Annotated in this window: 25 protein-coding genes; 15 read left to right on the top strand and 10 right to left on the bottom strand. The window is 72.4% G+C overall.

Annotation, left to right across the window (positions count from 1 at the left end):
- Positions 1-326: 326 nt before the first annotated feature.
- The 3 genes from ACIGAN_RS16100 (at position 327) to ACIGAN_RS16110 (ending at position 2,186) form a co-directional block, all read left to right on the top strand.
- Positions 327-986 carry a helix-turn-helix domain-containing protein gene (locus tag ACIGAN_RS16100; RefSeq protein WP_399858023.1) on the top strand — a complete coding sequence of 220 codons (660 nt, stop codon included), beginning with the start codon at positions 327-329 and terminating at the stop codon, positions 984-986.
- An 83-nt stretch (positions 987-1,069) separates the two neighbouring features.
- Complete coding sequence (locus ACIGAN_RS16105; RefSeq protein ID WP_399858025.1) at positions 1,070-1,750, top strand: hypothetical protein; 681 nt, start codon at positions 1,070-1,072, stop codon at positions 1,748-1,750.
- Positions 1,751-1,853: 103 nt separating this feature from the next.
- A complete protein-coding gene (locus ACIGAN_RS16110; RefSeq protein ID WP_365089964.1) occupies positions 1,854-2,186 on the top strand; it encodes a DUF2516 family protein in 333 nt (110 codons plus the stop codon).
- A 30-nt stretch (positions 2,187-2,216) separates the two neighbouring features.
- Here ACIGAN_RS16110 and ACIGAN_RS16115 read toward each other — a convergent pair whose 3' ends face one another.
- The 3 genes from ACIGAN_RS16115 to ACIGAN_RS16125 all read right to left on the bottom strand — a co-directional run bounded on the left by ACIGAN_RS16115 (position 2,217) and on the right by ACIGAN_RS16125 (position 6,180).
- Positions 2,217-3,566 carry a PP2C family protein-serine/threonine phosphatase gene (locus tag ACIGAN_RS16115; protein WP_399858027.1) on the bottom strand — a complete coding sequence of 450 codons (1,350 nt, stop codon included), beginning with the start codon at positions 3,564-3,566 and terminating at the stop codon, positions 2,217-2,219.
- A 415-nt stretch (positions 3,567-3,981) separates the two neighbouring features.
- A complete protein-coding gene (locus tag ACIGAN_RS16120; protein ID WP_399858028.1) occupies positions 3,982-5,064 on the bottom strand; it encodes a C40 family peptidase in 1,083 nt (360 codons plus the stop codon).
- Positions 5,065-5,361: 297 nt separating this feature from the next.
- Positions 5,362-6,180, bottom strand: a complete 819-nt coding sequence (locus ACIGAN_RS16125; protein ID WP_399858030.1) for a class I SAM-dependent methyltransferase — start codon at positions 6,178-6,180, stop codon at positions 5,362-5,364.
- Between the two features lie 214 nt (positions 6,181-6,394).
- Here ACIGAN_RS16125 and mshA point away from each other — a divergent pair, with 214 nt between their 5' ends.
- Positions 6,395-7,732: a D-inositol-3-phosphate glycosyltransferase gene (gene mshA, locus ACIGAN_RS16130; RefSeq protein WP_399858033.1), complete on the top strand. Its 1,338-nt coding sequence runs from the start codon at positions 6,395-6,397 to the stop codon at positions 7,730-7,732.
- Complete coding sequence (locus ACIGAN_RS16135) at positions 7,725-8,237, top strand: YbjN domain-containing protein (RefSeq protein ID WP_365089951.1); 513 nt, start codon at positions 7,725-7,727, stop codon at positions 8,235-8,237. The genes mshA and ACIGAN_RS16135 overlap by 8 nt, the downstream gene beginning before the upstream one ends.
- Here the strand turns inward: ACIGAN_RS16135 and ACIGAN_RS16140 are convergent.
- Entirely contained in the window at positions 8,234-9,052 is an 819-nt protein-coding gene (locus ACIGAN_RS16140) for an AraC family transcriptional regulator (RefSeq protein WP_399858037.1), read from the bottom strand. The genes ACIGAN_RS16135 and ACIGAN_RS16140 overlap by 4 nt on opposite strands.
- Positions 9,053-9,101: 49 nt before the next feature.
- Here ACIGAN_RS16140 and ACIGAN_RS16145 point away from each other — a divergent pair, with 49 nt between their 5' ends.
- Together ACIGAN_RS16145 and ACIGAN_RS16150 are read left to right on the top strand one after the other, a co-directional pair.
- Positions 9,102-9,548 (top strand): DUF2000 family protein, encoded by a 447-nt coding sequence (locus ACIGAN_RS16145; RefSeq protein WP_399858040.1) that lies wholly within the window; start codon positions 9,102-9,104, stop codon positions 9,546-9,548.
- Positions 9,549-9,632: 84 nt separating this feature from the next.
- On the top strand, positions 9,633-10,352 hold the full coding sequence (locus ACIGAN_RS16150) for a YqeB family protein (RefSeq protein ID WP_399858042.1): 720 nt from the start codon (positions 9,633-9,635) through the stop codon (positions 10,350-10,352).
- Between the two features lie 25 nt (positions 10,353-10,377).
- Here the strand turns inward: ACIGAN_RS16150 and ACIGAN_RS16155 are convergent, their stop codons facing one another.
- Both ACIGAN_RS16155 and ACIGAN_RS16160 read right to left on the bottom strand, forming a co-directional pair.
- Positions 10,378-10,791, bottom strand: coding sequence for a nuclear transport factor 2 family protein (locus ACIGAN_RS16155; protein ID WP_365089941.1), 414 nt, complete (start codon positions 10,789-10,791; stop codon positions 10,378-10,380).
- 177 nt (positions 10,792-10,968) lie between these two features.
- Positions 10,969-12,366 (bottom strand): MFS transporter, encoded by a 1,398-nt coding sequence (locus tag ACIGAN_RS16160; RefSeq protein WP_399858045.1) that lies wholly within the window; start codon positions 12,364-12,366, stop codon positions 10,969-10,971.
- A gap of 178 nt (positions 12,367-12,544) precedes the next feature.
- Here ACIGAN_RS16160 and ACIGAN_RS16165 point away from each other — a divergent pair, with 178 nt between their 5' ends.
- The gene (locus ACIGAN_RS16165; protein WP_365089937.1) at positions 12,545-13,306 is read left to right on the top strand and encodes a phosphoglyceromutase; all 762 of its coding nucleotides are present in this window, start codon (positions 12,545-12,547) and stop codon (positions 13,304-13,306) included.
- Positions 13,307-13,682: 376 nt separating this feature from the next.
- Positions 13,683-14,225, top strand: a complete 543-nt coding sequence (locus ACIGAN_RS16170) for a DinB family protein (RefSeq protein ID WP_399858594.1) — start codon at positions 13,683-13,685, stop codon at positions 14,223-14,225.
- Positions 14,226-14,555: 330 nt separating this feature from the next.
- Here ACIGAN_RS16170 and ACIGAN_RS16175 read toward each other — a convergent pair whose 3' ends face one another.
- The 3 genes from ACIGAN_RS16175 to phoU all read right to left on the bottom strand — a co-directional run bounded on the left by ACIGAN_RS16175 (position 14,556) and on the right by phoU (position 16,015).
- Positions 14,556-14,807: an SCO4226 family nickel-binding protein gene (locus ACIGAN_RS16175; RefSeq protein ID WP_365089935.1), complete on the bottom strand. Its 252-nt coding sequence runs from the start codon at positions 14,805-14,807 to the stop codon at positions 14,556-14,558.
- A gap of 149 nt (positions 14,808-14,956) precedes the next feature.
- Complete coding sequence (locus ACIGAN_RS16180) at positions 14,957-15,112, bottom strand: hypothetical protein (protein WP_309097406.1); 156 nt, start codon at positions 15,110-15,112, stop codon at positions 14,957-14,959.
- A 201-nt stretch (positions 15,113-15,313) separates the two neighbouring features.
- Positions 15,314-16,015 (bottom strand): phosphate signaling complex protein PhoU, encoded by a 702-nt coding sequence (gene phoU, locus ACIGAN_RS16185; RefSeq protein WP_365089932.1) that lies wholly within the window; start codon positions 16,013-16,015, stop codon positions 15,314-15,316.
- Between the two features lie 246 nt (positions 16,016-16,261).
- Between phoU and ACIGAN_RS16190 the strand changes: the two genes are divergently transcribed.
- Both ACIGAN_RS16190 and ACIGAN_RS16195 read left to right on the top strand, forming a co-directional pair.
- Positions 16,262-17,605, top strand: coding sequence for a sensor histidine kinase (locus ACIGAN_RS16190; RefSeq protein ID WP_365089929.1), 1,344 nt, complete (start codon positions 16,262-16,264; stop codon positions 17,603-17,605).
- Entirely contained in the window at positions 17,602-18,282 is a 681-nt protein-coding gene (locus ACIGAN_RS16195; protein ID WP_030243122.1) for a response regulator transcription factor, read from the top strand. The genes ACIGAN_RS16190 and ACIGAN_RS16195 overlap by 4 nt, the downstream gene beginning before the upstream one ends.
- Before the next feature lie 76 nt (positions 18,283-18,358).
- Here the strand turns inward: ACIGAN_RS16195 and ACIGAN_RS16200 are convergent, their stop codons facing one another.
- Positions 18,359-19,045 carry a DUF461 domain-containing protein gene (locus ACIGAN_RS16200; protein WP_399858050.1) on the bottom strand — a complete coding sequence of 229 codons (687 nt, stop codon included), beginning with the start codon at positions 19,043-19,045 and terminating at the stop codon, positions 18,359-18,361.
- 599 nt (positions 19,046-19,644) lie between these two features.
- Between ACIGAN_RS16200 and ACIGAN_RS16205 the strand changes: the two genes are divergently transcribed.
- The 4 genes from ACIGAN_RS16205 to cysS all read left to right on the top strand — a co-directional run bounded on the left by ACIGAN_RS16205 (position 19,645) and on the right by cysS (position 23,108).
- A complete protein-coding gene (locus ACIGAN_RS16205; RefSeq protein WP_003953493.1) occupies positions 19,645-20,127 on the top strand; it encodes a CarD family transcriptional regulator in 483 nt (160 codons plus the stop codon).
- A gap of 282 nt (positions 20,128-20,409) precedes the next feature.
- Entirely contained in the window at positions 20,410-21,174 is a 765-nt protein-coding gene (gene ispD / locus ACIGAN_RS16210; protein WP_365089924.1) for a 2-C-methyl-D-erythritol 4-phosphate cytidylyltransferase, read from the top strand.
- A complete protein-coding gene (gene ispF, locus ACIGAN_RS16215; RefSeq protein ID WP_399858052.1) occupies positions 21,164-21,658 on the top strand; it encodes a 2-C-methyl-D-erythritol 2,4-cyclodiphosphate synthase in 495 nt (164 codons plus the stop codon). The genes ispD and ispF overlap by 11 nt, the downstream gene beginning before the upstream one ends.
- Positions 21,659-21,713: 55 nt before the next feature.
- Positions 21,714-23,108, top strand: coding sequence for a cysteine--tRNA ligase (cysS, locus tag ACIGAN_RS16220; RefSeq protein WP_365738108.1), 1,395 nt, complete (start codon positions 21,714-21,716; stop codon positions 23,106-23,108).
- The last annotated feature ends 89 nt before the right edge of the window (positions 23,109-23,197 follow it).

Here is a 23,197-nt window from a genome sequence, read left to right on the forward strand (position 1 = left end):
CCATCACCCGCGACTGTCCGGATCCGCTCCCTCTGGCGGCGTTCTACCAGGAGGCCACGCGCCTGCGGCGGCACCCGGGGCGAACGCCGGCTTCGCCGCTCCGGAGGGTGCGGACGGGCCCCCGGCTTCCCGTGTCCCGGGCCTCGACGAGGCCGGGGCCAGCCGGGCGAGGGCAGATGGCGGGTCCTCACTGATCCGGCCGGGCATTCCTTCCACATCGTCGGGGTATCGGCCCCGACGGCGCCCGGAGCGGTCGGGTGGGTGGTGTGGCGCACTATTGCAAGCGGGTGCTTGCAATAGTTAGCGCAGTGCTGCACTGTGGAGTCATGGCATCGCTCAACGTCGGCAATCTCGGTGACTACCTGCGCGAGCAGCGGCGCAACGCGCAGCTGTCGCTGCGGCAGCTCGCCGACGCCGCCGGGGTGTCCAATCCGTACCTGAGCCAGATCGAGCGCGGGCTGCGCAAGCCGAGCGCGGACGTGCTGCAGCAGGTCGCCAAGGCCCTGCGGATCTCCGCCGAGACGCTGTACGTCCGTGCCGGGATCCTCGACGCCGAGCGGGACCGGGACGAGGTGGAGACCCGCGCGGTCATCCTCGCCGATCCCACCCTGCACGAGCGGCAGAAGCAGGTGCTGCTGCAGATCTACGAGTCGTTCCGCAAGGAGAACGGGTTCGGGAGCGGCGACGGCGCGGTCGCCGAGGACGGCGCGGCGGACGGGGGCGGTGACGCCCCGGGCCCCGGCACCGGGATACGCGTGCCCCGCACGGCCGACGGCGACCGGCCCACCGGGTTTCTCGTCGACGGCGACGGCGACAGCGACAGCAACGGCCACGGCGGCGACGGCAAGGACAGGAACGACGGTCCGTCCGCCACCACAGCCCGCACCGGTGCGAACGGCACCGCTCCGGCCCGCCGCCCCCGCAAGGCCACCGGCGGAAACGACACCGGCGGAAGCGACACCGATCCGCGGCAGACGGCCGGCTAGCCGGACCAGGGCACCGGCCGCCGCCGCAGATCACACCAACCCTCAGCCGAACCCTCAGACAGAAATCCGGGAGGACCATCACCATGGCCATCACCGACGACCTGCGCAAGACCTTCAGCGACCCGACCCCGCTCTACTTCGCGGCGGGCACCGCCGACCTCGCCCTTCAGCAGGCCAAGAAGGTGCCGGCCCTGGTCGAGCAGCTGCGGTCGGAGGCGCCGGCCCGGTTCGACGCCGTGCGCAACACCGACCCCAAGGCCGTGCAGGAGAAGGCCTCCGCCCGGGCCAAGGAGGCCTCCGCCCGCGTCAAGGAGACGCAGGAGACCCTGCAGAACAAGGTCACCGAGTTCCTCGGCTCCTTCGACGTCAAGAAGATCGGCAGCACGATCGACGCCGACCTGAAGAAGGTCGGCGAGAGCGCCCAGGACCTCGCGCTGCGCGGCGTCGGCGTGGCCGCCGAGTACGCCGTCAAGGCCCGTGAGACCTACGAGAAGGTCGCCGAGCACGGCCAGCAGGCCGTGCGCACCTGGCGCGGCGAGGCCGCCGACGGCATCGAGGACGTCGCCGAGAGCGTCGAGGAGCTGGCCATCGCGGTCGAGCCGAAGTCCGAGCCGGTCGAGGTCAAGAAGGAGCCGGTGAAGCCCGCCCAGGTCATCGCCTCCGAGGCCAAGGCCGCCGCGGCGGCGAAGAAGGCCCCTGCCGCCAGGAAGACCCCGGCGCGCAAGACCACCACGGCCAAGAAGACCACGCCTCCGGCGAAGTAACCGGCGGCCGGTGCGGGCCGGGCACCCCGGGGGTGCCCGGCCCGTTGTACGGGTACGGTGACCGCGTAGGGACGAGCCGAGTCGGGTGGTGGACGTTGTGCTGATGCAGGGCTTCGCAGGGTTTATGTGGCTTCTGAGCATGGCCCTGATCGTGTTCAGCGGCTTCGCCGTGCTGGACGCCGCCGTGCGCCGGGAGGACGCCTACCGCGCGGCCGACAAGAAGACCAAGCCGTTCTGGCTGATCATCCTCGGGATCGCCTTCGTGGTGAACCTGCTCTTCCCGATCCTGTCGTTCCTGCCGATCATCGGCCTCATCGCGACGATCGTGTACATGGTCGACGTACGGCCGGCGATCCGGGCGCTCCCGGGCGGCGGCCGCAGCAACCGGGGCTCCAGCAGCGACGGCCCGTACGGCCCGTACAACGGCGGCCGCTGAGGCCGCTCCGGGGCCCGGGCCGGCTCCTGGCTACGGCACCCGGTCCAGCAGCAGTACCGCCACGTCGTCCGTCAGCTCGCCGCCGTTGAGGTCGCGGACCTCGTTCACCGCCGCGCGCAGCAGCTCCTCGCCGCGCAGTCCCTCGGCGAACTGGCGACGGACCATCTCGGTCATGCCCTCCTGGCCGAGCCGCTCCCGGCCCTCGCCGACGCGGCCCTCGATCAGACCGTCGGTGTAGAGCATCAGGCTCCACTCGGCGCCCAGCTCCACCTGCATCCGCGGCCAGCGGGCCCCCGGCAGCAGCCCGAGGGCCGGGCCGTTGTTGTCGTAGGGCAGCAGCCGGGCCGGCCGGCCGGGGCTGGCCAGCAGCGGCGAGGGGTGGCCCGCCAGGCACAGTCCGGCGCGGCGGCCGTCCGGCGCGATGTCCACCGTGCACAGGGTCGCGAAGATCTCGTCGTCGGCCCGCTCGTGCTCCAGCACCTGCTGGAGCGTGCCCAGCAGCTGGTCGCCGCACAGGCCCGCCAGCGTCAGCGCGCGCCACGCGATCCGCAGCTCCACGCCCAGGGCCGCCTCGTCCGGGCCGTGGCCGCAGACGTCACCGATCATGGCGTGCACCGTGCCGTCCGGGGTGCGGACGACGTCGTAGAAGTCACCGCCGAGCAGGGCGCGCGAGCGGCCCGGGCGGTAGCGGGCGGCGAACCGCAGCGACGAGCCCTCCAGCAGGGGGGTGGGCAGCAGGCCGCGCTCCAGGCGGCGGTTCTCCTGCGCGCGCAGCTTGCCCTCGGCGAGCCGGCGCTCGGCCGACTCGGAGCGCTTGCGCTCCACCGCGTAGCGGATCGCGCGGCTCAGCAGCCGGCCGTCCAGCTCGTCGCGGAAGAGGTAGTCCTGGGCGCCCACGCGCACCGCCTCGGCGCCGCGCTCGGCGTCGCCCGACGCGGTCAGCGCCAGCACGGCGTGCCGGGGGGCGAGTTCCAGCACGTGCTTGAGCACGGCGAGCTCGTCGTCGGAGTCGCCGCGGCCGGGCGCGGACAGCGCGAGGTCCAGCAGGATGCAGTGGACGTCGTCGGTCAGCAGCCGCTCGGCCTCCGTGAGGTTGCGGGCCGTGCGGACGCGGATCGGCTTGCCCGCCTGGTCGAGCATGTCGGGCACGATCGGCGAACCCGCCGGGTCGTCCTCGATCAGCAGCAGCGTCAGGTTGGTGTGGGTGGTGTGGTGGTCCGCCTTGTCCGTGGTGTTTCCGGCGGTGTCCGGGGTGCGCGGGGCCTGCGCCGAGGCGTCCGTCACGGAGTCCCCGGCGGGGCCGTCGTACGCGGACGCGGCCTGCGCCTGACCACTCTCCGCGGCCGGGATCGCTCTCTGCCGCGGTATGGGTACGGGCATTGTCTTGGGTTCCTTCCCTCCCCCCGAGGGCATGGCGGGGGCGAGGGACCTCGACCCACCGACCGGGACCATAGCGGGTGTCGGCGCCGCAGTGGAATGGTGTGAGCCACGCCGCCGTGCCATCGGCCAGTGTCATATGCCGCGATATGCCCCGCAGTTGGACGGGTGCGGGATGCCGCGGGGATGACGAACGTCACGTCGGCGCGGTGCCTGGGCGGGGGTTCGGCGTGGGGTGGGTCACGTGGCCCGGGTCACCGCGGGTGCGGGCTGTCCGGTATCCGGTGCCGGGAGGGCGGCTCAGCCGGTGGTCGGGGGCGGTTCGGCAGGCGTCCGGGGGAGGTTCAGCCGGCGTCCGGGGGAGGTTCAGCCGGCGTCCGGGGGGCGGCTCAGCCGGTGTTCGGGACTCCGGGGCCGTTCAGCCGGCGTCCGGGCGCACCACTCCGAGGATCGGCATGGATCCCGCCCCGGCGACGGTGATCGTCCGGCCGGGCCGCGGGGCGTGCACCATCGCCCCGTCGCCGATGTACATCGCGACATGGCTGGCGTCGCCGAAGTAGATGATGAGGTCGCCGGGCCGCATCTCCCGCACGTCGACGCGCCGCAGTTGCCGCCACTGCTCCTGCGACGTGCGCGGTATGCCGCGTCCGGCGGCTGCCCAGGCCTGGGACGTCAGCCCCGAGCAGTCGTAGCTCTCGGGACCCTCGGCGCCCCACTGGTACGGCTTGCCGAGCTGGGCCGTGGCGTACTGGACGGCCTTCCTGCCCTGCTCGGAGGCCGCGGCGTCGATCCCGGCGAGGACGCCGGAGTCCAGCCAGGCGGTCTGGGCCCGGTCCGCGGCCTCCTTCTCCAGCTCGGCGAGGCGCTTGTGCTCCTCCTCGCGCAGCTCGGACTCCAGCTTCTCGGCCTGCGCGATCTGCTTCTCGATCTTCTTCTGCGCGGCGGCCTTGGCCTTGCGGCCCGCCTCCAGCTTCTTCCACTGCGCGGAGGCGTCCTCGGCGTACTGCTCCAAGTCCTCCTGGGCGCGCGTCAGTTCGCCGATTAGGCCCCTGGTCGCGTGGTGGCCCTGGCGGACGCGGCCCGTGCCGTCGAGGAACTCCCGCGGGTCGTCGCTGAGCATCAGCCGGGCCTCGGGCGGGAGTCCGCCGCCGCGGTACTGGGCGGCGGCCGCGGCACCCGCGCGGTCCTTGAGCCGCTCCAGCCGCTCCTTGCCCTTGACGATCTTCTTGGCCAGCCTGACGATCTCGGCGGACTGCTTGTCGGCCTTCTCCTCGGCGGCGTTGTACTCGTCGGTGGCGCGGGCGGCGGCGCGGTAGAGCTTGTCGAGCTTCTCGCGGACGGCCTCCAGGTCCGGGTGGGGTGTGCGGGCCGCGCTCGCGGTGGGGGTGGGCTCGGGGTCGGGGTGGGGGCTCGCGAACGCGGTGCCCGGCGCTGCCAGGACCGTGACCGCGCAGACCACGGCCACGGCCGTCGCGATCAGGCCACGCTTGCCCGTTCCCATAGGTCGTCCCCCCACTTATTAACCGTCAGTAACATGCGGCTCGCCTGGGGATGCTGCCATGTCGGCGGGCAAAGCGACAGGGGGAGTACTTCCCGCCACTCCCCTCCCGGCATGCCCCCGTCCCACGTTCTCCCCCCGTGTGTGACGAACGACTCACGGAGATCGTTCCATCGCGTCCGGGCCGCACCGCCCGAAGGCCCTGACTCCGGCCGCCCGGGCCGCCCCGGCCGTCCCGGCCGCCTCGGGCCTTCCGTGGGCATCCGCACGTCCGAACGCCCGGGCCCGCCGCGGCGGTCCTCACCCGCGCGGCGCCAACGCCCCCCATCGGACCGTCACTTCGCCCTGGCGCCACCGTGCCGGTCCGTCCACGACCGGCCAGTCGGCGGTCAGATCGCGCACCGCCCGGATCCAGCGCTGGCGGGCGCCGTAGGAGGCGTAGGGCGCGGCGGCGGCCCAGGCGCGGTCGAAATCGCGCAGGAAGGCGTGCACGGGTTCGCCCGGGACGTTGCGGTGGATGAGCGCCTTCGGCAGGCGCTCGGCCAAGTCGGAAGGGCGCTCCAGGGAGCCGAGCCGGGTGGCGAAGGTGACCGTGCGGGGGCCCTCCGGGCCGAGCGCGACCCACACGTGCCGGCGTCCGATCTCGTCGCAGGTCCCCTCCACCAGCAGCCCGCCGCGCGAGCCGGTCGCGGGATCGGCCGGGGCGAGCCGCCCGCACAGCCGCTCCCACACGGCCGCCACCTCGTGCTCCTCGTACTGCCGCAGCACGTTCGCCGCGCGGACGAGCAGGGGGCGCTGCGGGACGGGCAGCTCGAACCCGCCGTGCCGGAAGACCAGCCCCGCCCGCTCGTAGGGCCGGGCCGCCGCGACCCGGGCCGGTTCGATCTCGATGCCGACGACACGCGCGCGTGGTGCCACCGCGCGGAGCCGCTGCAGCAGTTCCACGGCCGTCCAGGGGGCGGCGCCGTACCCGAGGTCCACCGCCACGGGGTCGGCGGCGCGGCGCAGTTCGGCGCCGTGCGTGGCCGCGATCCAGCGGTCCATGCGGCGCAGCCGGTTCGGGTTGGTGGTCCCGCGCGTCACCGTTCCCAGGGGGCGGGTGGCTGCGCGGGCTGTCATGGCTACGAGGGTATGCGGCGCCACGGACCCCGGGGGACCGGGAGAGCCCTCGGGAGGCCGTGCGGAGCAGAGGTCGAACGGTTGAGCGACCAGCGGTAATGATTCGGTAAAACTCTCGAACCGGGAAATGGAGCGTGTTCCTCCGGTGTTGGACCACGTCGGAGGGCACGTGTGCCCTGCGACAGGCATGCCCCGGAGCGAGGAGGAACGCCACGTGAGCCAGTACATCGGCAGGCTCGGGCGGCGCTCGGCGTCCTCGCCCGCGCGTCTGCGGCTGCACCGCAGGCCCCGCCGGGTCGCCATGCTCTCCGTGCACACCTCCCCGCTCCACCAGCCCGGCACCGGCGACGCCGGCGGCATGAACGTCTACATCGTGGAACTCGCGCAGCGCCTCGCCGCGATCAACATCGAGGTGGAGATCTTCACGCGCGCGACCGCCGCCGCCCTCCCGCCCACCGTCGAACTGGCCCCCGGCGTGCTCGTCCGGCACGTCGACGCCGGCCCCTACGAGGGCCTCAACAAGGAGGACCTCCCCGCCCAGCTGTGCGCCTTCACGCACGGCGTGATGCAGGCCTGGGCGGGCCACCGCCCCGGCCACTACGACCTGGTCCACTCCCACTACTGGCTCTCCGGCCACGTCGGCTGGCTCGCCGCCCAGCGCTGGGGCGTGCCCCTGGTGCACGCCATGCACACCATGGCCAAGGTCAAGAACGCCAACCTGGCCGACGGCGACACCCCCGAGCCCGCCGCCCGCGTCATCGGCGAGACCCAGATCGTCGACGCCGCCGACCGCCTCATCGCCAACACCACCGAAGAGGCCGACGAACTCGTCCGGCACTACGCGGCCGACCCCGGCAAGGTCGCCGTGGTCCACCCCGGCGTGAACCTACGCCGCTTCTCGCCCGCCGACGGCCGCGCCGCCGCCCGGGCCCGCCTCGGCCTGCCCCAGGACGCCCTCATCCCGCTCTTCGCGGGCCGCATCCAGCCCCTGAAAGCCCCCGACGTGCTGCTGCGGGCCGTCGCCGTCCTCCTCGACGAGCGCCCCGAGCTGCGCTCGCGCATCCTCGTGCCCGTCGTCGGCGGCCCCAGCGGCAGCGGCCTCGCCAAGCCCGAGGGCCTGCAGAAGCTCGCCGCCCGCCTCGGCATCGCGGACGTCGTACGGTTCCGCCCGCCGGTCGGCCAGGAACAGCTCGCCGACTGGTTCCGCGCCGCCTCCGTGCTGGTCATGCCCTCCTACAGCGAGTCCTTCGGCCTGGTCGCCATAGAGGCCCAGGCGGCCGGCACGCCCGTCCTCGCGGCCGCGGTCGGCGGCCTGCCGGTCGCGGTCCGGGACGGCCACACCGGTTTCCTCGTCCGCGGCCACGATCCGGCCGACTACGCGCGCGTGCTGGCCGCCTTCGCCGACGACCCGCACCTCACGCCCCGGCTCGGCGACCAGGCCGCCCGCCACGCCCAGTCCTTCGGCTGGGACACCGCGGCCACCGCCACCGCGGACGTCTACACGGCCGCGCTGCAGGCGCACCGCCGTCGCGTACGCTCGCTGCATGGGTGAAACCGATCTCGAACAGCGCGCGGCCCAGGTCGTCGAGGGAGTGCTCAAGGACGCCGGCCTGGAGTGGGAGAGCCCGCAGCCCGGCACGTACGTGGCGCAACTGCCCGGCACCCGCAAGCTGAAGACGACGGTCTCCCTGATCGTCGGCCGGCACTCCCTGTCGCTGAACGCCTTCGTCATCCGCCACCCCGACGAGAACGAGCAGGGCGTCCACCGCTGGCTCCTGGAGCGCAACCTCAAGCTGTACGGCGTCAGTTACGCCGTCGACCAGCACGGTGACGTCTACGTCACCGGCCGCCTCGCCCTGTCCGCCGTCACCGCCGACGAGATCGACCGCCTGCTCGGCCAGGTCCTCGAGGCCTCCGACGGCAGCTTCAACACCCTGCTGGAACTCGGCTTCGCCTCGGCGATCCGCAAGGAGTACGAGTGGCGGGTGTCCCGGGGCGAGTCCACGCGCAATCTCGACGCCTTCGCCCACCTGACCCAGCGCCCCGAGCGGCCCTAACGCGCCGCCCGGTAGCTCCCGGGCGGCACGCCCACCAGCTTCCGGAAGTGCCGGGTGAGATGGGACTGGTCGTAGAACCCGGTCGCCACCGCGACCTCGCCCGGTGAGCGCCCTTCGAGCAGCAGCCGCCGGGCGCGGCCCACGCGCAGGGACGTCAGGTACTGGTGCGGGGCGATGCCGTAGGCCGTGCTGAAGGCCCGTACCAGGTGGGCGGGGTGGGCTCCCAGCAGGCCGGCCGCCTCCCGCAGTCCGACGCCCTCGACGACCCGCTCGTCCAGCAGTTCGCGCAGCCGCCGCGCGAGCACCGGATCGGCCGGCCGGGCCGCGCCGGCCTCCCCGCGCAGATGGTCGCGCAGCCGCTCCCCGACGAACGTCAGCCTGCTCTCGGCCTCCAGCTCCTCACCGGGCCTGGCCAGCGCGCCGTGCACCTGGCCGACGCGCCGCCGCAGCAGTGGATCGCGCAGATCGGGCCGGTCGACGGCGGCCCCGATGAACTCGTCGCCGAGATACGTCGTGTCCAGGTACAGCACCCGCTTGCGGAAGCCCTCCTCGGTGACGGGCGAGCCGTTGTGGGGCACGTGCGGCGGCAGCAGCGACACGGTGTCGTGCGGGGTGCCGTGCTCGTGCCGGTCCAGGTCGTACCGTACGGCGCCGGTGTCGACGATCAGCAGGGTCCAGGCGTCGTGGACGTGCATCGGATACGCGTACTCGGTGAACCGGGCGTGGAACACCTCGACGACACCCGGGACGGCCGGCCGCCAGGCGGAGACGATCCGCTGTCGGTCCGGGGCCGTACGGGCGGGCGGTGAGGCCATGCAAAGAACGTACAAGACCCGGCCCGGGGCCGCCGGGCACGCTCGGATCATGAACACCACCACCGAACCCCCGGGGCCGGAACCCATTCGCTTCGACACGAAGATCGCCGTCCTGCTGCGCGCCGACCTGGAGCCCTGGCAGCGCCTCAACGTCACGTCGTTCCTGGTCAGCGGCCTGGGAACCCAGATCCCCGAGGTGATCGGCGAGCCGTACGAGGACGCGGACGGCGTGCCGTACCTGCCGATGTTCCGCCAGCCGGTCCTGGTCTTCGAGGCCGCGAAGGAGACCCTCTCCGCGGCCCACGCCCGGGCCCTGTCGCGCGCCCTGCCGCGCTCGGTCTTCACGTCCGACCTGTTCGCGACGGGCAACGACCGCGACAACCGGGCGGCCGTACGCGCGGTGCCGACGGCGGAGCTGGACCTGGTGGGGCTCGCCGTCCACGGCCCGCGGAACGCGGTGGACAAGGTGGTGAAGGGAGCGCGCCTGCACCCGTGAGCCGGCCGGGCGGCGACCAAAGTCGCGGACCGCTAGACCAACGGCTGATGACGGGGCCGCGAGCGCCCGAGCAGACTCGCTGCCATGGAGGAAACCGGGAACGTACCGCTGCGCAAGGACCCCGTGCCGCGGGCGGAGGAAACCGCGCAACTCAGCGAATCGGCGTGGGCGATCGTGCTGTTCTGCGTCGTCTGCGGGGCCGTGGCCGGCGGGCTGCTGCCCCTCCTCGCCCGCCTGCTGCTGTCCCTGCCGTGGGCCCCGTTGGACGGCCCGGCCGAACTGCTGACCAGTGTCCCGGAACCCGCCCTCACCCTCGGCACGGTCGCGGTGGGCGCGCTGGGCGGTCTGCTGCTCGGTCTCACGGCGGTCCACGAGTCCCTGTCGGTCCGCGTCACCGGCACCCACCTGGCCCTCATGATCAGGGACAGCACCCAGGAGTTCGCCCGCGAGGACGTCGGCGTCCTCTGCCGGGACGGCAAGCAACTCGTCGCACTGGCCCCGGACGGGCGGGAACTGGCCCGCGAGCAGTGCGGCCTGCCCTGGCGCCGCCTCGCCGACACCCTCGGCACGCACGGCTGGACCTGGGCGGAGCAGGACCCCTACCACGCGGACTTCCGCCGCTGGGTCCCCGGCACGCCGGGGCTGCCGCCGGGCGCCGACGCCCTGCTGCGCGCCCGCGCCCGGGTCCGCGAGGGCGGGGGCGGCGCGGCCGACGCGCGGGAACTGCGCGGGGAGCTGTGGCGGCTCGGCGTGGTCGTACGGGACGAGGGCGAACGGCAGTACTGGCGGGTCGTCGACGTCTGACGCGGCCGGACGGCGCCGTCGGCGGTCAGGGCGTGCAGGCCGCCGCGATCGACACGCTGTTCTCGTACAGGTGGTGCCGGGTGATCCGCCCGTCCTCGACGGTGAGCCGCAGGGCGAAGGGCCCGGAGAAGGACTTCCCGGTCGCCCGCACGGTCCCGGCGAGATGCCCCAGCAGCACGGCGTCGGCCCCGTCGACGAGGAGGGTGTCGATCGACGCGCGGGCGTCCTCCGCGACGGTGTACCGCGCCAACTCGTCGGCCTGCGCGGCGCATTCCGCGGCCGTCGAACGGGGCCGGATCCAGGGCACGACGGGATTCTCGGCCAGCATCCAGTCGACCTCGTCGGCGAACAGACCGGCAAGCCCTTCGGTGTCCCCGGCGAGCCGGAGTTCGAGGAACTTCTGCACGGTGGCGCGGGTGGCTTCAGCGGTGTTCGTCATGGAAGCAGCGTGGCGGGGCGGGCCGGTGGGCGTCGATTACGCCGGAGGTAAGGGGGCCGTGCCTGGGCGGGCGGGGCTCCGGCCGGAGGACCGGGGTGCGGGGTGCGTGCGGGTGGGGTTCGGACCGGACGATCGGGGCCCGGGGTCCGCGAGGGCGGTGAGTGCGCGGATCGCGACTCACCCGGCCCCCACCTCCGGCTGCGCCCGCACGGCTCCCTGCACCGGCTCCAGCGGCTTGGCCATCGGCTGGGTCGTCGGCTCCACTGGCTGGAGCATCGGCTCCACCGGCTTGGTCATCGGCTCCAGCACCGGCTGGGCCCCGGGCTCGGCACCCGCCGGTGTTCCCTCCGCCGTCTCATCCGCCGTCTCCTCCGGCAGCCGCCGCATCAGCACGCCGTACCCCACACCGGCGACCGTGCCCACCACGGCGCAGAGCCCCCACAGCCACTCCGCCCCGAACCGGTCGATGACGAACCCGGAGAGCAGCGGGGCGACGAGGGCCGCGACCGACCAGGACATCGTGTACATGCCCTGGTAGCGCCCGCGCCCGTGGACGGGGGACAGCCGTACGACCAGACCCGTCTGCGTCGGCACGTTCACGATCTCGGCGAGCGTCCACACGCACACCGTCAGGGCGATGACCCCGACCGACCCCGCGAAGGCGGTCAGCGCGAAGCCGTACCCGGCCAGGACGGACGAGACGACGAGCAGCCGGCGCGGGTCGCGGTGCTCGATGAAGCGGGTGACCGGGATCTGGAGGACGACGATCAGCACACCGTTGACGGCGATCGCCATGCCGTACTCGGCCGGGGTGAACCCCGCCGCTCCCATCGCCACCGGCAGTCCCACCGACCCCTGCTGGAAGATCAGCGCGACGAGGAAGGACAGCCCGACCACGCTCATGAAGCGCCCGTCGCGCAGTACGGTCCCGAGGCCGACCGAGCGGTCGGAGCCGGCGGCCGTCTTCACCGGCTCGGCCGGCCGGGACTCCGGCAGGCGCAGGAAGACGACGATCGCGCAGACCATCGTCATCCCCGCCTCGAGGAGGAAACCGGCGCGGTAACTGACCTCGGCGATGAACCCGGCGGCCATGGAGGAGATGGCGAACCCGAGGTTGATGGCCCAGTAGTTGAGGGAGAAGGCGCGGATGCGGTCCTCGGGCCGGACGATGTCGGCCATCATCGCCTGCACGGCCGGGCGGGACGCGTTGCTCGCCATGCCGACGAGGAAGGCGACGCCGGCGATCGTGACGGGGTCGCGCACGAAGCCGAGCAGGGCGACGGAGGCGGCGGTCGCGACCTGTGCGATCAGCAGCGTCGGGCGCCGCCCCAGCCGGTCGGTCATCACGCCGCCGCCCAGGGAGGAGATGACGCCGCCGAGCCCGTGCAGGGCGGCGACCAGACCGGCGTACGTCGCGGAGTAGCCGCGGTCGAGGGTCAGGTACAGCGCCATGAACGTGGCGACGAACGCGCCGAGCCGGTTGACCAGCGTGCTGGTCCACAGCCACCAGAACTCCCGGGGGAGACCTGAGACCGTCTCCCGGACGGCACGTCGGGCACGCAGGGCGTACGGCATGGTCTCCCCCGGAGGTGGCGGTTCACGGACGGCGGCAGCCAGATGTAAGCGGCTCTGGCGGCAAGGGGAAATTACATTCCCCCTCTTGTCGGGGGCCACTCAATTAACAGATCCCGTCAAACGTCCGCCTGCCGGGCAGCCACGCGAACGGGCGAAAGCGTGGATTACGCTCTGAGGCATGGCCGACGCACCGTACAAGCTGATCCTCCTCCGCCACGGCGAGAGCGAGTGGAACGAGAAGAACCTGTTCACCGGCTGGGTGGACGTCAACCTCACCGCGAAGGGCGAGAAGGAGGCGACCCGCGGCGGCGAACTGCTCAAGGACGCCGGCCTGCTCCCCGACGTGGTCCACACGTCCCTCCAGAAGCGCGCCATCCGCACCGCGCAGCTCGCCCTCGAGTCCGCCGACCGCCTGTGGATCCCGGTCCACCGCTCCTGGCGCCTGAACGAGCGCCACTACGGCGCCCTGCAGGGCAAGGACAAGGCGCAGACGCTCGCCGAGTTCGGCGAGGAGCAGTTCATGCTGTGGCGCCGCTCCTACGACACCCCGCCGCCGCCGCTGGACGTCGACGCCGAGTACTCCCAGTTCTCCGACCCGCGCTACGCCACCCTCCCGCCGGAGCTGCGCCCGCGCACGGAGTGCCTGAAGGACGTCGTCGTCCGCATGCTCCCGTACTGGTTCGACGCGGTCGTCCCCGACCTGCTGACCGGCCGCACGGTCCTGATCGCGGCCCACGGCAACAGCCTCCGCGCCCTGGTCAAGCACCTGGACGGCATCTCCGACGAGGACATCGCGGGCCTGAACATCCCCACGGGCATCCCGCTCTCCTACGAACTGAACGCCGACTTCAAGCCGGTGAACCCGGGCGGCACGTACCTGGACCCGGAAGCGGCCGCCGCGGCGATCGAGGCGGTCAAGAACCAGGGCAAGAAGAAGTAAGCAGCGCCGAAGAAGCCCCCTACCTGCGGGTTTTCCGCGGGTAGGGGGCTTGTTGTTGGGGTGACCGTCGAGGCACCACCGTCCGAAGACACCGCCGACCTGGCCCCGCCGGCGGACCAGGCGCAGGCAGGCTGAGCGACGCCTGACGAGGAGTCTGCTGCGTCCGCGGCCCGGCCGGATCGTGGTCGCATCGGCCCGGCCGGCTGCGAAGGGCGGTCGGGGATCGGAGCGTTCGCGTAACAACCCGGTGGCGGAACCCTCCCGAGCCGTCCACCATGCCCGCATGGTCTCGGACGAGCACAAGCATGGACACCGGCACGAGCACGACACTGGCAGCGGCGCGACCCGGTGGACGCAGGCGACCGTCTACCCCGACATGTGGGTCGACCCCGACGACGACCCCCGTGAGACCGATGCCGAGCCCGTCGGGGAGCACGGTCTTCTGCTGGACTACCTGCGCACCTACCGCCTCACCCTGGAGATGAAGTGCGCGGGCCTGGACGCGGAGCAGATGGCCCGGCGGTCCGTGCCGCCGTCCACCATGTCCCTGCTCGGGCTGGTGCGGCACCTGACCGAGGAGGAGCGGCACTTCCGTCGCGTCATGGCCGGTGAGGACGCCCCGAAGCTGTACCGCACCGACGAGGACCGCGACGGCGACTTCAACGGCGCGTTGCCGGACCAGGCGGTCGTGGACGACGCCTGGCGCCAGTGGCGGACGGAGACGGAGCGCACCGACCGCTACCTCGCCGGCGTCACCGACCTCACCACGCCGAACGCCGGCCACTCCGACCTCGGCCCCGAGCCCGGCGGCCGGCTCCAGCTCCGCGACGTCCTGCTGGCACAGATCGCCGAGTACGCGCGCCACTGCGGCCACGCCGACCTCCTGCGCGAGCGGATCGACGGCCGGGTCGGGCAGTGACGGGACGACCGACTCCCACGATCATCCGCAGCTGCGCCGCCAACGGCTGCGCCTGCGCACACGGCAGCGCCGACGCGCGGCCGGCGCTGGCGGGTCACCGCCTGGCCATCGACGAAGCCCGGTCGTGGGTTGGGTCCCGGACGACTTCTCCGGGCCGCCCCCGCACAGACCGGGGATGCAGCCATTCCCTACGGAGCTGGAACCCCCGGAAGCCGGCCGCGCGGTGCGAACCTAACGCCCACCACTGACAACGACCCCGTCGCATCCCGTCACCGGCCCCGCCCCGTCACCAGGTCCGCCCCGTCACCAGATCCGCCCGCGGACGATGCCTCACGACACCGTCAACGGCACCGCATGCACCTCGTCCGCCCGGTGCCCGGCCCGCTCGTGCACCCGCTGCACCGCTTCCGCCGACGGGGCCTCCGACAGGCAGTAGACGACGCCGGACTCCGGGTCCGCCCAGGCCTGCTCGAAGGTGACCTGCTCCTCGTCCTGGATGGCGAGGTCCGCGTCGTGGGCCTCGCGCAGCTGTTCCTCCGTGATGCCCTTCATGCTGTGGTGGACATCCATGAACTTGGCCATGGCCCGTGCCTCCTTCCCGTACGGCACTCCACGCCCTGACCCCCGTACCTTCCATGCTCCGCCCGTACGGTCCCGAGGGCGACCCCGACGCCGGAGGGCCCCGGCGCGCGGCCGGGGCCCTCCTGGTCGAACGACACGGCGTGCCGGCGTCAGCCGCACTGGCAGGGGCTGCCCGACTGACACCCGCAGCCGCAGCCCGAGCCGCAGCCGCACGCGGCGATCAGGGGCAGGTTCCTGAGCTCGGCGGGCTGCTCGGTCTCGCGCTGCTGGGTGGGGTCGGGCGCGGTGCTGGGGGATTCGGCCATGGGTCCCTCCTCGAGGCTGGTGCCTGTGCCCATTGGACGCCCGGTCCGCTGGGCGCATCAACGGCGCACAGAGGCGCCCGCGCGCCCGGGCCGAACCCGCCCGCCCTTTTTCACGCCCTGGCAGGACCGGAGGTCAGGACGCCCCCACGCCCTGACAGGACCGGAGGTCAGGACCCCTCCACGCCCCGGCAGGACCGGAGGTCAGGACCCCTCCGCCCCCGCCGCCGGCTGGATCTCCGGCTGCACGTCCACCTGGAGCTCGTCCGCGTGCTCGCCCGTCACCAGGTACACCACCCGCTTGGCGACCGACACCGCGTGGTCGGCGAACCGCTCGTAGTAGCGGCCCAGCAGCGTGACGTCCACGGCCGTCTCGATGCCGTGCTTCCAGCGGTCGTCCATCAGGTGCTGGAACAGCGTGCGGTGCAGCAGGTCCATCGCGTCGTCGTCCTGCTCCAGCTGCAGCGCGAGGTCGACGTCCTTGGTGATGATCACCTCGGCGGCCTTCGCCATCAGGCGCTGCGCGAGCTGGCCCATCTCCAGGATCGTGGCGTGCAGGTCGCTCGGGACCGCCCGGTCCGGGTAGCGCAGCCGTGCCAGCTTCGCCACGTGCTGGGCGAGGTCGCCCGAGCGCTCCAGGTCGGCCGACATGCGCAGCGACGTCACGACGATGCGCAGGTCCGTCGCCACCGGCTGCTGCCGCGCCAGCAGGGCTATCGCCCGGGCCTCCAGCTCGTGCTGGAGCTCGTCGACCTTCTGGTCGGCCTCGATCACGTTCTCGGCCAGCTTCAGGTCGGAGTCGAGCATGGCGGTCGTGGCGCGCCCGATCGCCGACCCGACCAGCCGGGCCATCTCCACCAGACCGTCGCCGATCGAGTCCAGTTCCTCGTGGTACGCGTCCCGCATCAGGGTTCCCTCTCGTGCGTTCAAGTCGGGGGTTCAAGGGCCGGGCCCCCACCGACAAACCGGCGGTACGACCGTCGTACGACCGACGGTCCGCACCCCACGCTCCCACGTTCCGGCCCGTACGCGTCCGTTTCCGGCATCCCAAATGAACCGGTACTGGCTCCAAGGTGAACTCTGGGCGACGAGTGTTCGAGGTCGCAGCCCGACGACTGTGGAGCGTGCCCGGAGCATGCCTAACCTGGGGGCATGGACGTGAACGCGGCGGTCGCCGCAGTGGCAGCGATCGCCGGGGTGCTCACCGGCGTCATCGCCATGCTGGCGTTCCGCTGGAGTGAGCGCGAGCAGAAGCGCCCCACCCGCAGCTCCCTGCACACGGACGCGGTGCTCCCACCGGGCGTCGACACCGTCCTGTCGGTCCTGAGGTCCTCCGCCGTGGTCCTCGACGAGGCCGACGGCGTGGTGAAGGCCAGTTCGGCGGCGTACGCCCTCGGCCTGGTCCGCGGCGGAAAGCTCGCCGTCGAGCCGATGCTGCAGATGGCCCGGGACACCCGGCGCGACGGGGAGATACGCCAGGTCGAGCTGGACCTGCCACGGCGCGGCACCGGACGCGGAGAGGCCCTGGCCGTCTCCGCGCGGGTCGCGCCGCTCGGTTCCCGGCTGGTGCTGCTGCTCGTGGAGGACCTGACCGAGGCCCGCCGCATCGAGGCGGTCCGGCGCGACTTCGTCGCCAATGTGAGCCATGAGCTGAAGACGCCCGTCGGCGCCCTGTCGCTGCTGTCCGAGGCCGTGATGGACGCCTCGGACGACCCCGAGGCGGTGCAGCGGTTCGCCGGGCGCATGCAGATCGAGGCGACGCGGCTGACCAGCCTGGTGCAGGAGCTCATCGACCTGTCGCGGGTGCAGAACGACGATCCGCTGGAGGACGCCGAGCCGGTCCGCGTCGACGAGCTCGTCGCCGAGGCCATCGACCGCTGCCGGCACCAGGCCGGCACCAAGCAGATCACCATGGCCTCGAACGTATGGGCGCCCGAAGGGCTCGAGCAGGGTGGCGGCGGGCGACGGGCGGGCGGCACCGCCGACCTGCACGTGTGGGGGAACCGCGGCCAGCTCGCCGCCGCGCTCGGCAACCTCGTCGAGAACGCGGTCAACTACTCACCCGCCCGCACCCGGGTCGGCATAGCGGCCCGCAGGGTGAGCGCGCCCGGCGGGGAGCACATCGAGATCGCCGTCACCGACCAGGGCATCGGCATCTCCGACAAGGACAAGGAGCGCATCTTCGAGCGCTTCTACCGCGTCGACCCGGCCCGCTCCCGTGCCACGGGCGGCACGGGCCTGGGACTGGCCATCGTCAAGCACGTGGCCGCCTCGCACGGCGGTGAGGTCACCGTGTGGAGCGCCGAGGGCCAGGGTTCGACCTTCACGCTGCGGCTGCCGGAGGCCCCTGCGGCCCGCGACCGCGCACATCAGCAGCCCGCCCGGGACGAACGCGCCGGAGGCGCGGGCCTCGATGACGAGGCCGGGCGGCACACCCCCACATCCCCCGATTCCACCGCGTACGAAACGCTTCCCGCCCCGGAGGTCCTTCCGTGACCCGTGTGCTCGTCGTCGAGGACGAGGAGTCCTTCTCCGACGCCCTGTCGTACATGCTCCGCAAGGAGGGCTTCGAGGTCGCCGTCGCGACCACGGGGCCCGACGGACTCGACGAGTTCGAGCGCAACGGCGCCGACCTCGTCCTCCTCGACCTGATGCTGCCCGGCCTGCCGGGCACGGAGGTCTGCCGCCAGCTGCGCGGCCGCTCCAACGTCCCCGTGATCATGGTCACCGCCAAGGACAGCGAGATCGACAAGGTGGTCGGGCTGGAGATAGGAGCCGACGACTACGTCACCAAGCCGTTCTCCTCGCGCGAACTGGTCGCCCGCATCCGGGCCGTGCTGCGCCGCAGGGGTGAGCCGGAGGAGGTCACTCCGGCCGCGCTGGAGGCCGGCCCGGTCCGCATGGACGTCGACCGGCACGTGGTCACCGTCGGCGGCACCAAGATCGACCTGCCGCTGAAGGAGTTCGACCTGCTGGAGATGCTGCTGCGCAACGCCGGCCGCGTGCTGACCCGTATGCAGCTCATCGACCGGGTCTGGGGCGCCGACTACGTCGGTGACACCAAGACCCTCGACGTCCACGTCAAGCGCCTGCGCGCCAAGATCGAGCCGGACCCGGGCGCCCCGCGCTACCTGGTGACGGTCCGCGGCCTGGGCTACAAGTTCGAGCCGTAGACCGGCCCGGGCGCCGACGGCACGAAGGGCGGGACCTCTCCTCGGAGAGGTCCCGCCCTTCACGTGCTGCGACGGGTCAGTGCCCGGCGCCGGCCGTCGCGCTCGCGGAGGCGGCGTCGGTCGGCGTGGCCGGCGACTCCTCGCCGCCCGGCTTCTCGCCCGCGGCGGGGCTCTCGGAGCCGGCCGGCGAACCCGAGGGGCTGCCCGACGGCGAACCGGACGGGGAGGCCGACGCGCCCGGCGCGGCCGGGACCTCGGACGGGCCCCACTCCTCGAAGTAGTGCTCGGCCGGGACCACGAAGGCGCGCAGACTTACCTCACCCGTCTTGCTGAAGGTGAAGGTGACCTTCTGGGCGTTGCCGTCCCGCACGGCCTCACGGCTGCTCGGCAGGATCGCGGTGGCGTTGTCCTTGCCGCCCAGGATCAGCGAGCCGCCGGCCGGGATGGTCAGGCTGCCGCCCTTGGCCGGCTTCAGCTCGGCGCTCTTGCCGGTGCCGGGCAGGGTGATCGACTCCAGCGTCTGGTCGGTGCGGCCCTCGTTGAAGAAGGTGGCGGAGATCGCGGCCGGGCCGGTCGACTCGAGGTCGGGCTGCGTGATCACGATCGCGTTCTGGATCTTGATGTCCCCCACGCTCGTGGCCGCGTTGTCCGGCTTGATCTCCAGCGTCTGGGCGTTGTGGCCGGCTCCGCACGCGGCGAGCGAGGCGACCGAGAACGCGATGGCGGCAGCGGCGAGGGCGCCGCGTCGAAGGCTGCTGCTCACGGCGGCGGCAACTCCTTGACTCGAACGGAGCGGCCGATAAAGCCGCCCTAAGTGTCTGTCAGCGTGCCTTAGGTTACCGAGCCGTTCCCGCGTGGCCGCACCCGACCCCCCGGCGCCTCCGATCCCACCTGCGTCTCCGTGGCCTCCGATGCCACAAGTGACTCGTGCGTCACATTGCCGGGTGTGGGTGCGGCATTCACATAAGAGCCCCGGGCGGCAGCGCAAAACCTCCGTGAAGGAATGTGCGCGCCGCCCGGAAAATCGATCACCCGCGGCTCGCCGAGGTCCGTGTGATCAATTCCGGAATCGACCGGAAGCCGGCTCGGGCCGCCGAACGGAGTAGCGGAAGTCGATCACGTGGAACCGGACATACCGGGATGTTCGGCCATCTGGAGGGGGCTGCGGATGCGTGTAACGTACGCGTTTCGCTCGGCCCGGAGAGCCGCTCCCACCTGCGAATACCTTCTTCCACTCCCTGTCCGAAGCACGTTCCTGTCGGAGTTGTCAAGCCCCGAGATATGCCCTGACCTGCGAAAACGCCATTCAGAACCGCCGGTTTCCGTGTTACCCTGGATAGCCACGGAAGGGGTACCTGTCACATGACGTTCAAGGTTGGCGACACCGTGGTCTATCCCCATCACGGGGCCGCGCTGATCGAGGCTATCGAAACTCGCCAGATCAAAGGCGTGGACAAGACCTACTTGGTGCTGAAGGTCGCCCAGGGTGACCTGACGGTACGTGTGCCAGCGGACAATGCGGAGTTCGTCGGCGTGCGTGATGTGGTCGGTCAGGACGGGCTGGACCGGGTCTTCGAGGTGCTGCGCGCGCCGTACGCCGAGGAGCCCACGAACTGGTCCCGTCGATACAAGGCAAACCTGGAGAAGCTCGCCTCCGGCGACGTCATCAAGGTCGCGGAAGTCGTGCGTGACCTGTGGCGCCGGGAGCGCGAGCGTGGTCTCTCCGCCGGTGAGAAGCGCATGCTCGCCAAGGCCCGCCAGATTCTGGTGAGCGAGCTCGCGCTCGCGGAGAACACCAACGAGGACAAGGCCGAGGCCCTGCTCGACGAGGTGCTCGCCTCCTAACCGGGGTGAGGCTCGTTCGTTCAGCACTTCGCTCAGCACATCGAAATGCCGCGGTGCCCGATGACGATTTTCCTGTCGCCGGGCGCTGCGGCATGTTCGTGCTCCGAGGCCGATGCGCCGTGCCCCCGGAATGTGTTATCACTCACGCCCCGGTGTGTGGTGTGCCGGGCCCGGGCAGCCGGCTCGACCAGCGTCACGGAAGGGTCCGGTCGAGCGCGTCGCGCCCGGCACTCCTCCAGGCCATACCCACGCCGGGTCGGCACACAAACCTGACAGGAACCGATGTCTGACGATTCGCGTCCCTCGCCGTCCGCCGCCCCCACGACGGCCCGTACGGCGGTCGTGATCCCGGCCGCCGGCCGTGGAGTACGGCTCGGCCCGGGCGCCCCCAAGGCGCTCCGCGCACTGGGCGGCACACCCATGCTCATCCACGCCGTCCGCGCGATGGCCGCCTCCCGCGCCGTCTCCCTGGTCGTGGTCGTGGCCCCGCCCGACGGCGCCGCCGAGGTCAAGTCGCTGCTCGACGCGCACGCGCTGCCCGAGCGGACCGACTTCCTCGTCGTCCCCGGCGGGCAGAGCCGCCAGGAGTCCGTGAAGCTCGGCCTGGACGCGCTGCCGCCCGGCCACGACATCGTGCTGGTGCACGACGCGGCCCGGCCGCTGGTCCCGGTGGACACGGTCGACGCCGTGATCGAGGCCGTACGCGACGGCGCCCCGGCCGTGGTCCCCGCGCTGCCGCTCGCCGACACGGTCAAGCAGGTCGAGCCCGCCCGGACGCCCGGCGAGCCGGAGCCGGTCGTCGCCACGCCGGAGCGCGCGCGGCTGCGGGCCGTGCAGACCCCGCAGGGCTTCGACCGGGCCACCCTGGTCCGGGCGCACGAGACGGTCACCGGGGACGTCACCGACGACGCCGGCATGGTCGAACAGCTCGGCCTCACGGTCGTGGCCGTCCCCGGCCACGAGGAGGCCTTCAAGGTCACCCGCCCCCTGGACCTGGTCCTCGCCGAGGCGGTCCTGGCCCGCAGGAGGCTCAACGATGGCTTCTGACGCCTTCCCGCTGCCCCAGGTGGGCATCGGCACCGACATCCACGCCTTCGAGGAGGGCCGCGACCTGTGGTGCGCCGGCCTGAAGTGGGAGGGCGAGGGCCCCGGGCTGGCGGGCCACTCCGACGCGGACGTGGTCGCCCACGCCGCCTGCAACGCCCTGTTCTCCGCGGCCGGCCTCGGCGACCTCGGGCAGCACTTCGGCACGGGCCGGCCCGAGTGGTCGGGCGCGTCCGGGGTCACGCTGCTCACCGAGGCGGCCCGGATCGTCCGCGCGGCCGGCTTCCGCATCGGCAACATCGCCGTCCAGGTGGTCGGACCCCGGCCGAAGATCGGCAAGCGCCGGGACGAGGCGCAGAAGATCCTGTCGGAGGCGGCCGGGGCCCCGGTGTCGGTGTCGGGCGCGACCACGGACGGCCTGGGCTTCCCGGGACGCGAGGAGGGCCTGATGGCGGTGGCGACGGCCCTGGTGGTGCGGGCGGGCTGAGCCGTGCGGGCCGATCGGGGCCGCGCACTGCCCACGGCCCACTACCCTAGGAACCGTGACCATTCGCCTGTACGACACCAGCGCCCGGCAGATCCGTGACTTCGCCCCGCTCAAGCCGGGTTGTGTCTCGATCTACCTGTGTGGTGCCACCGTGCAGGCCGCGCCCCACATCGGCCACATCCGCTCGGGCCTGAACTTCGACATCATGCGCCGCTGGTTCGAGTACCGCGGCTACGAGGTCACGTTCGTGCGGAACGTCACCGACATCGACGACAAGATCATCGCCAAGTCGGCCGACCAGAACCGCCCCTGGTGGGCCATCGGCTACGAGAACGAGCGGGCGTTCAACGACGGCTACCGCGCCCTCGGCTGCCTGCCCCCGACCTACGAGCCGCGCGCCACCGGCCACATCACCGAGATGGTCGAGATGATGCGCGGCCTCATCGAGCGCGGGCACGCCTACGTCGCCGACGGCAGCGTCTACTTCGACGTCCGCTCCTTCCCCGCCTACCTGGAGCTGTCCAACCAGGACATCGACGACCTGCGCCAGCCCGACGAGGGCGTCTCCGGCAAGCGCGACCCGCGCGACTTCGCCATGTGGAAGGCCACCAAGCCGGGCGAGCCCGACTGGGAGACGCCCTGGGGCCGCGGCCGGCCCGGCTGGCACCTGGAGTGCTCGGCGATGGCCCACAAGTACCTGGGCTCCGCCTTCGACATCCACGGCGGCGGCCTCGACCTGGTCTTCCCGCACCACGAGAACGAGATCGCGCAGGCCAAGGCCTACGGCGACGACTTCGCCCAGTACTGGGTGCACAACGCCTGGGTCACCATGAGCGGCGAGAAGATGTCCAAGTCGCTCGGCAACTCGGTCCTGGTCAGCGAGATGGTCAAGCGCTGGCGCCCCATCGTGCTGCGCTACTACCTCGGCACCCCGCACTACCGCTCGATGATCGAGTACAGCGAGGAGGCCCTGCGCGAGGCCGAGTCGGCGTTCGCGCGCATCGAGGGCTTCGTGCAGCGCGTGGTGGAGAAGACCGGCGTCGTCGAACCGGCCGCCGAGGTGCCGCTCGCCTTCGCCGAGGCCATGGACGACGACCTGGGCGTGCCGCAGGCGCTGGCCGTGGTGCACACCACGGTCCGCCAGGGCAACAGCGCGCTCGCCGCCGACGACAAGGAAGCCGCCGTGGCCCGGCTCGCCGAGGTCCGCGCGATGCTCGGCGTCCTCGGCCTCGACCCGCTCGACCCCCAGTGGGCCGGCGAGGGCGACCGCGGTGAGGACCTGCACGGCGTGGTCGACACGCTCGTGCGCATGGTCCTCGACCAGCGCGAGGCCGCCCGGGCCCGCAAGGACTGGCCGACCGCGGACGCCATCCGCGACCAGCTGGGCCAGTCCGGCCTGGTCATCGAGGACAGCCCGCAGGGCCCGCGCTGGAGCCTCGGCCCGCGCTAGCCCGGCCGCGGCCGGAAGATCGATTGTGCCGTCCGGGCCCCCGGGCGGCACACTTCATAGACGTACGCAGTTCACCGCCTCACGGCGAC

Source organism: Streptomyces sp. NPDC085931 (genome assembly GCF_044540565.1).
Classification (GTDB): Bacteria; Actinomycetota; Actinomycetes; order Streptomycetales; family Streptomycetaceae; genus Streptomyces.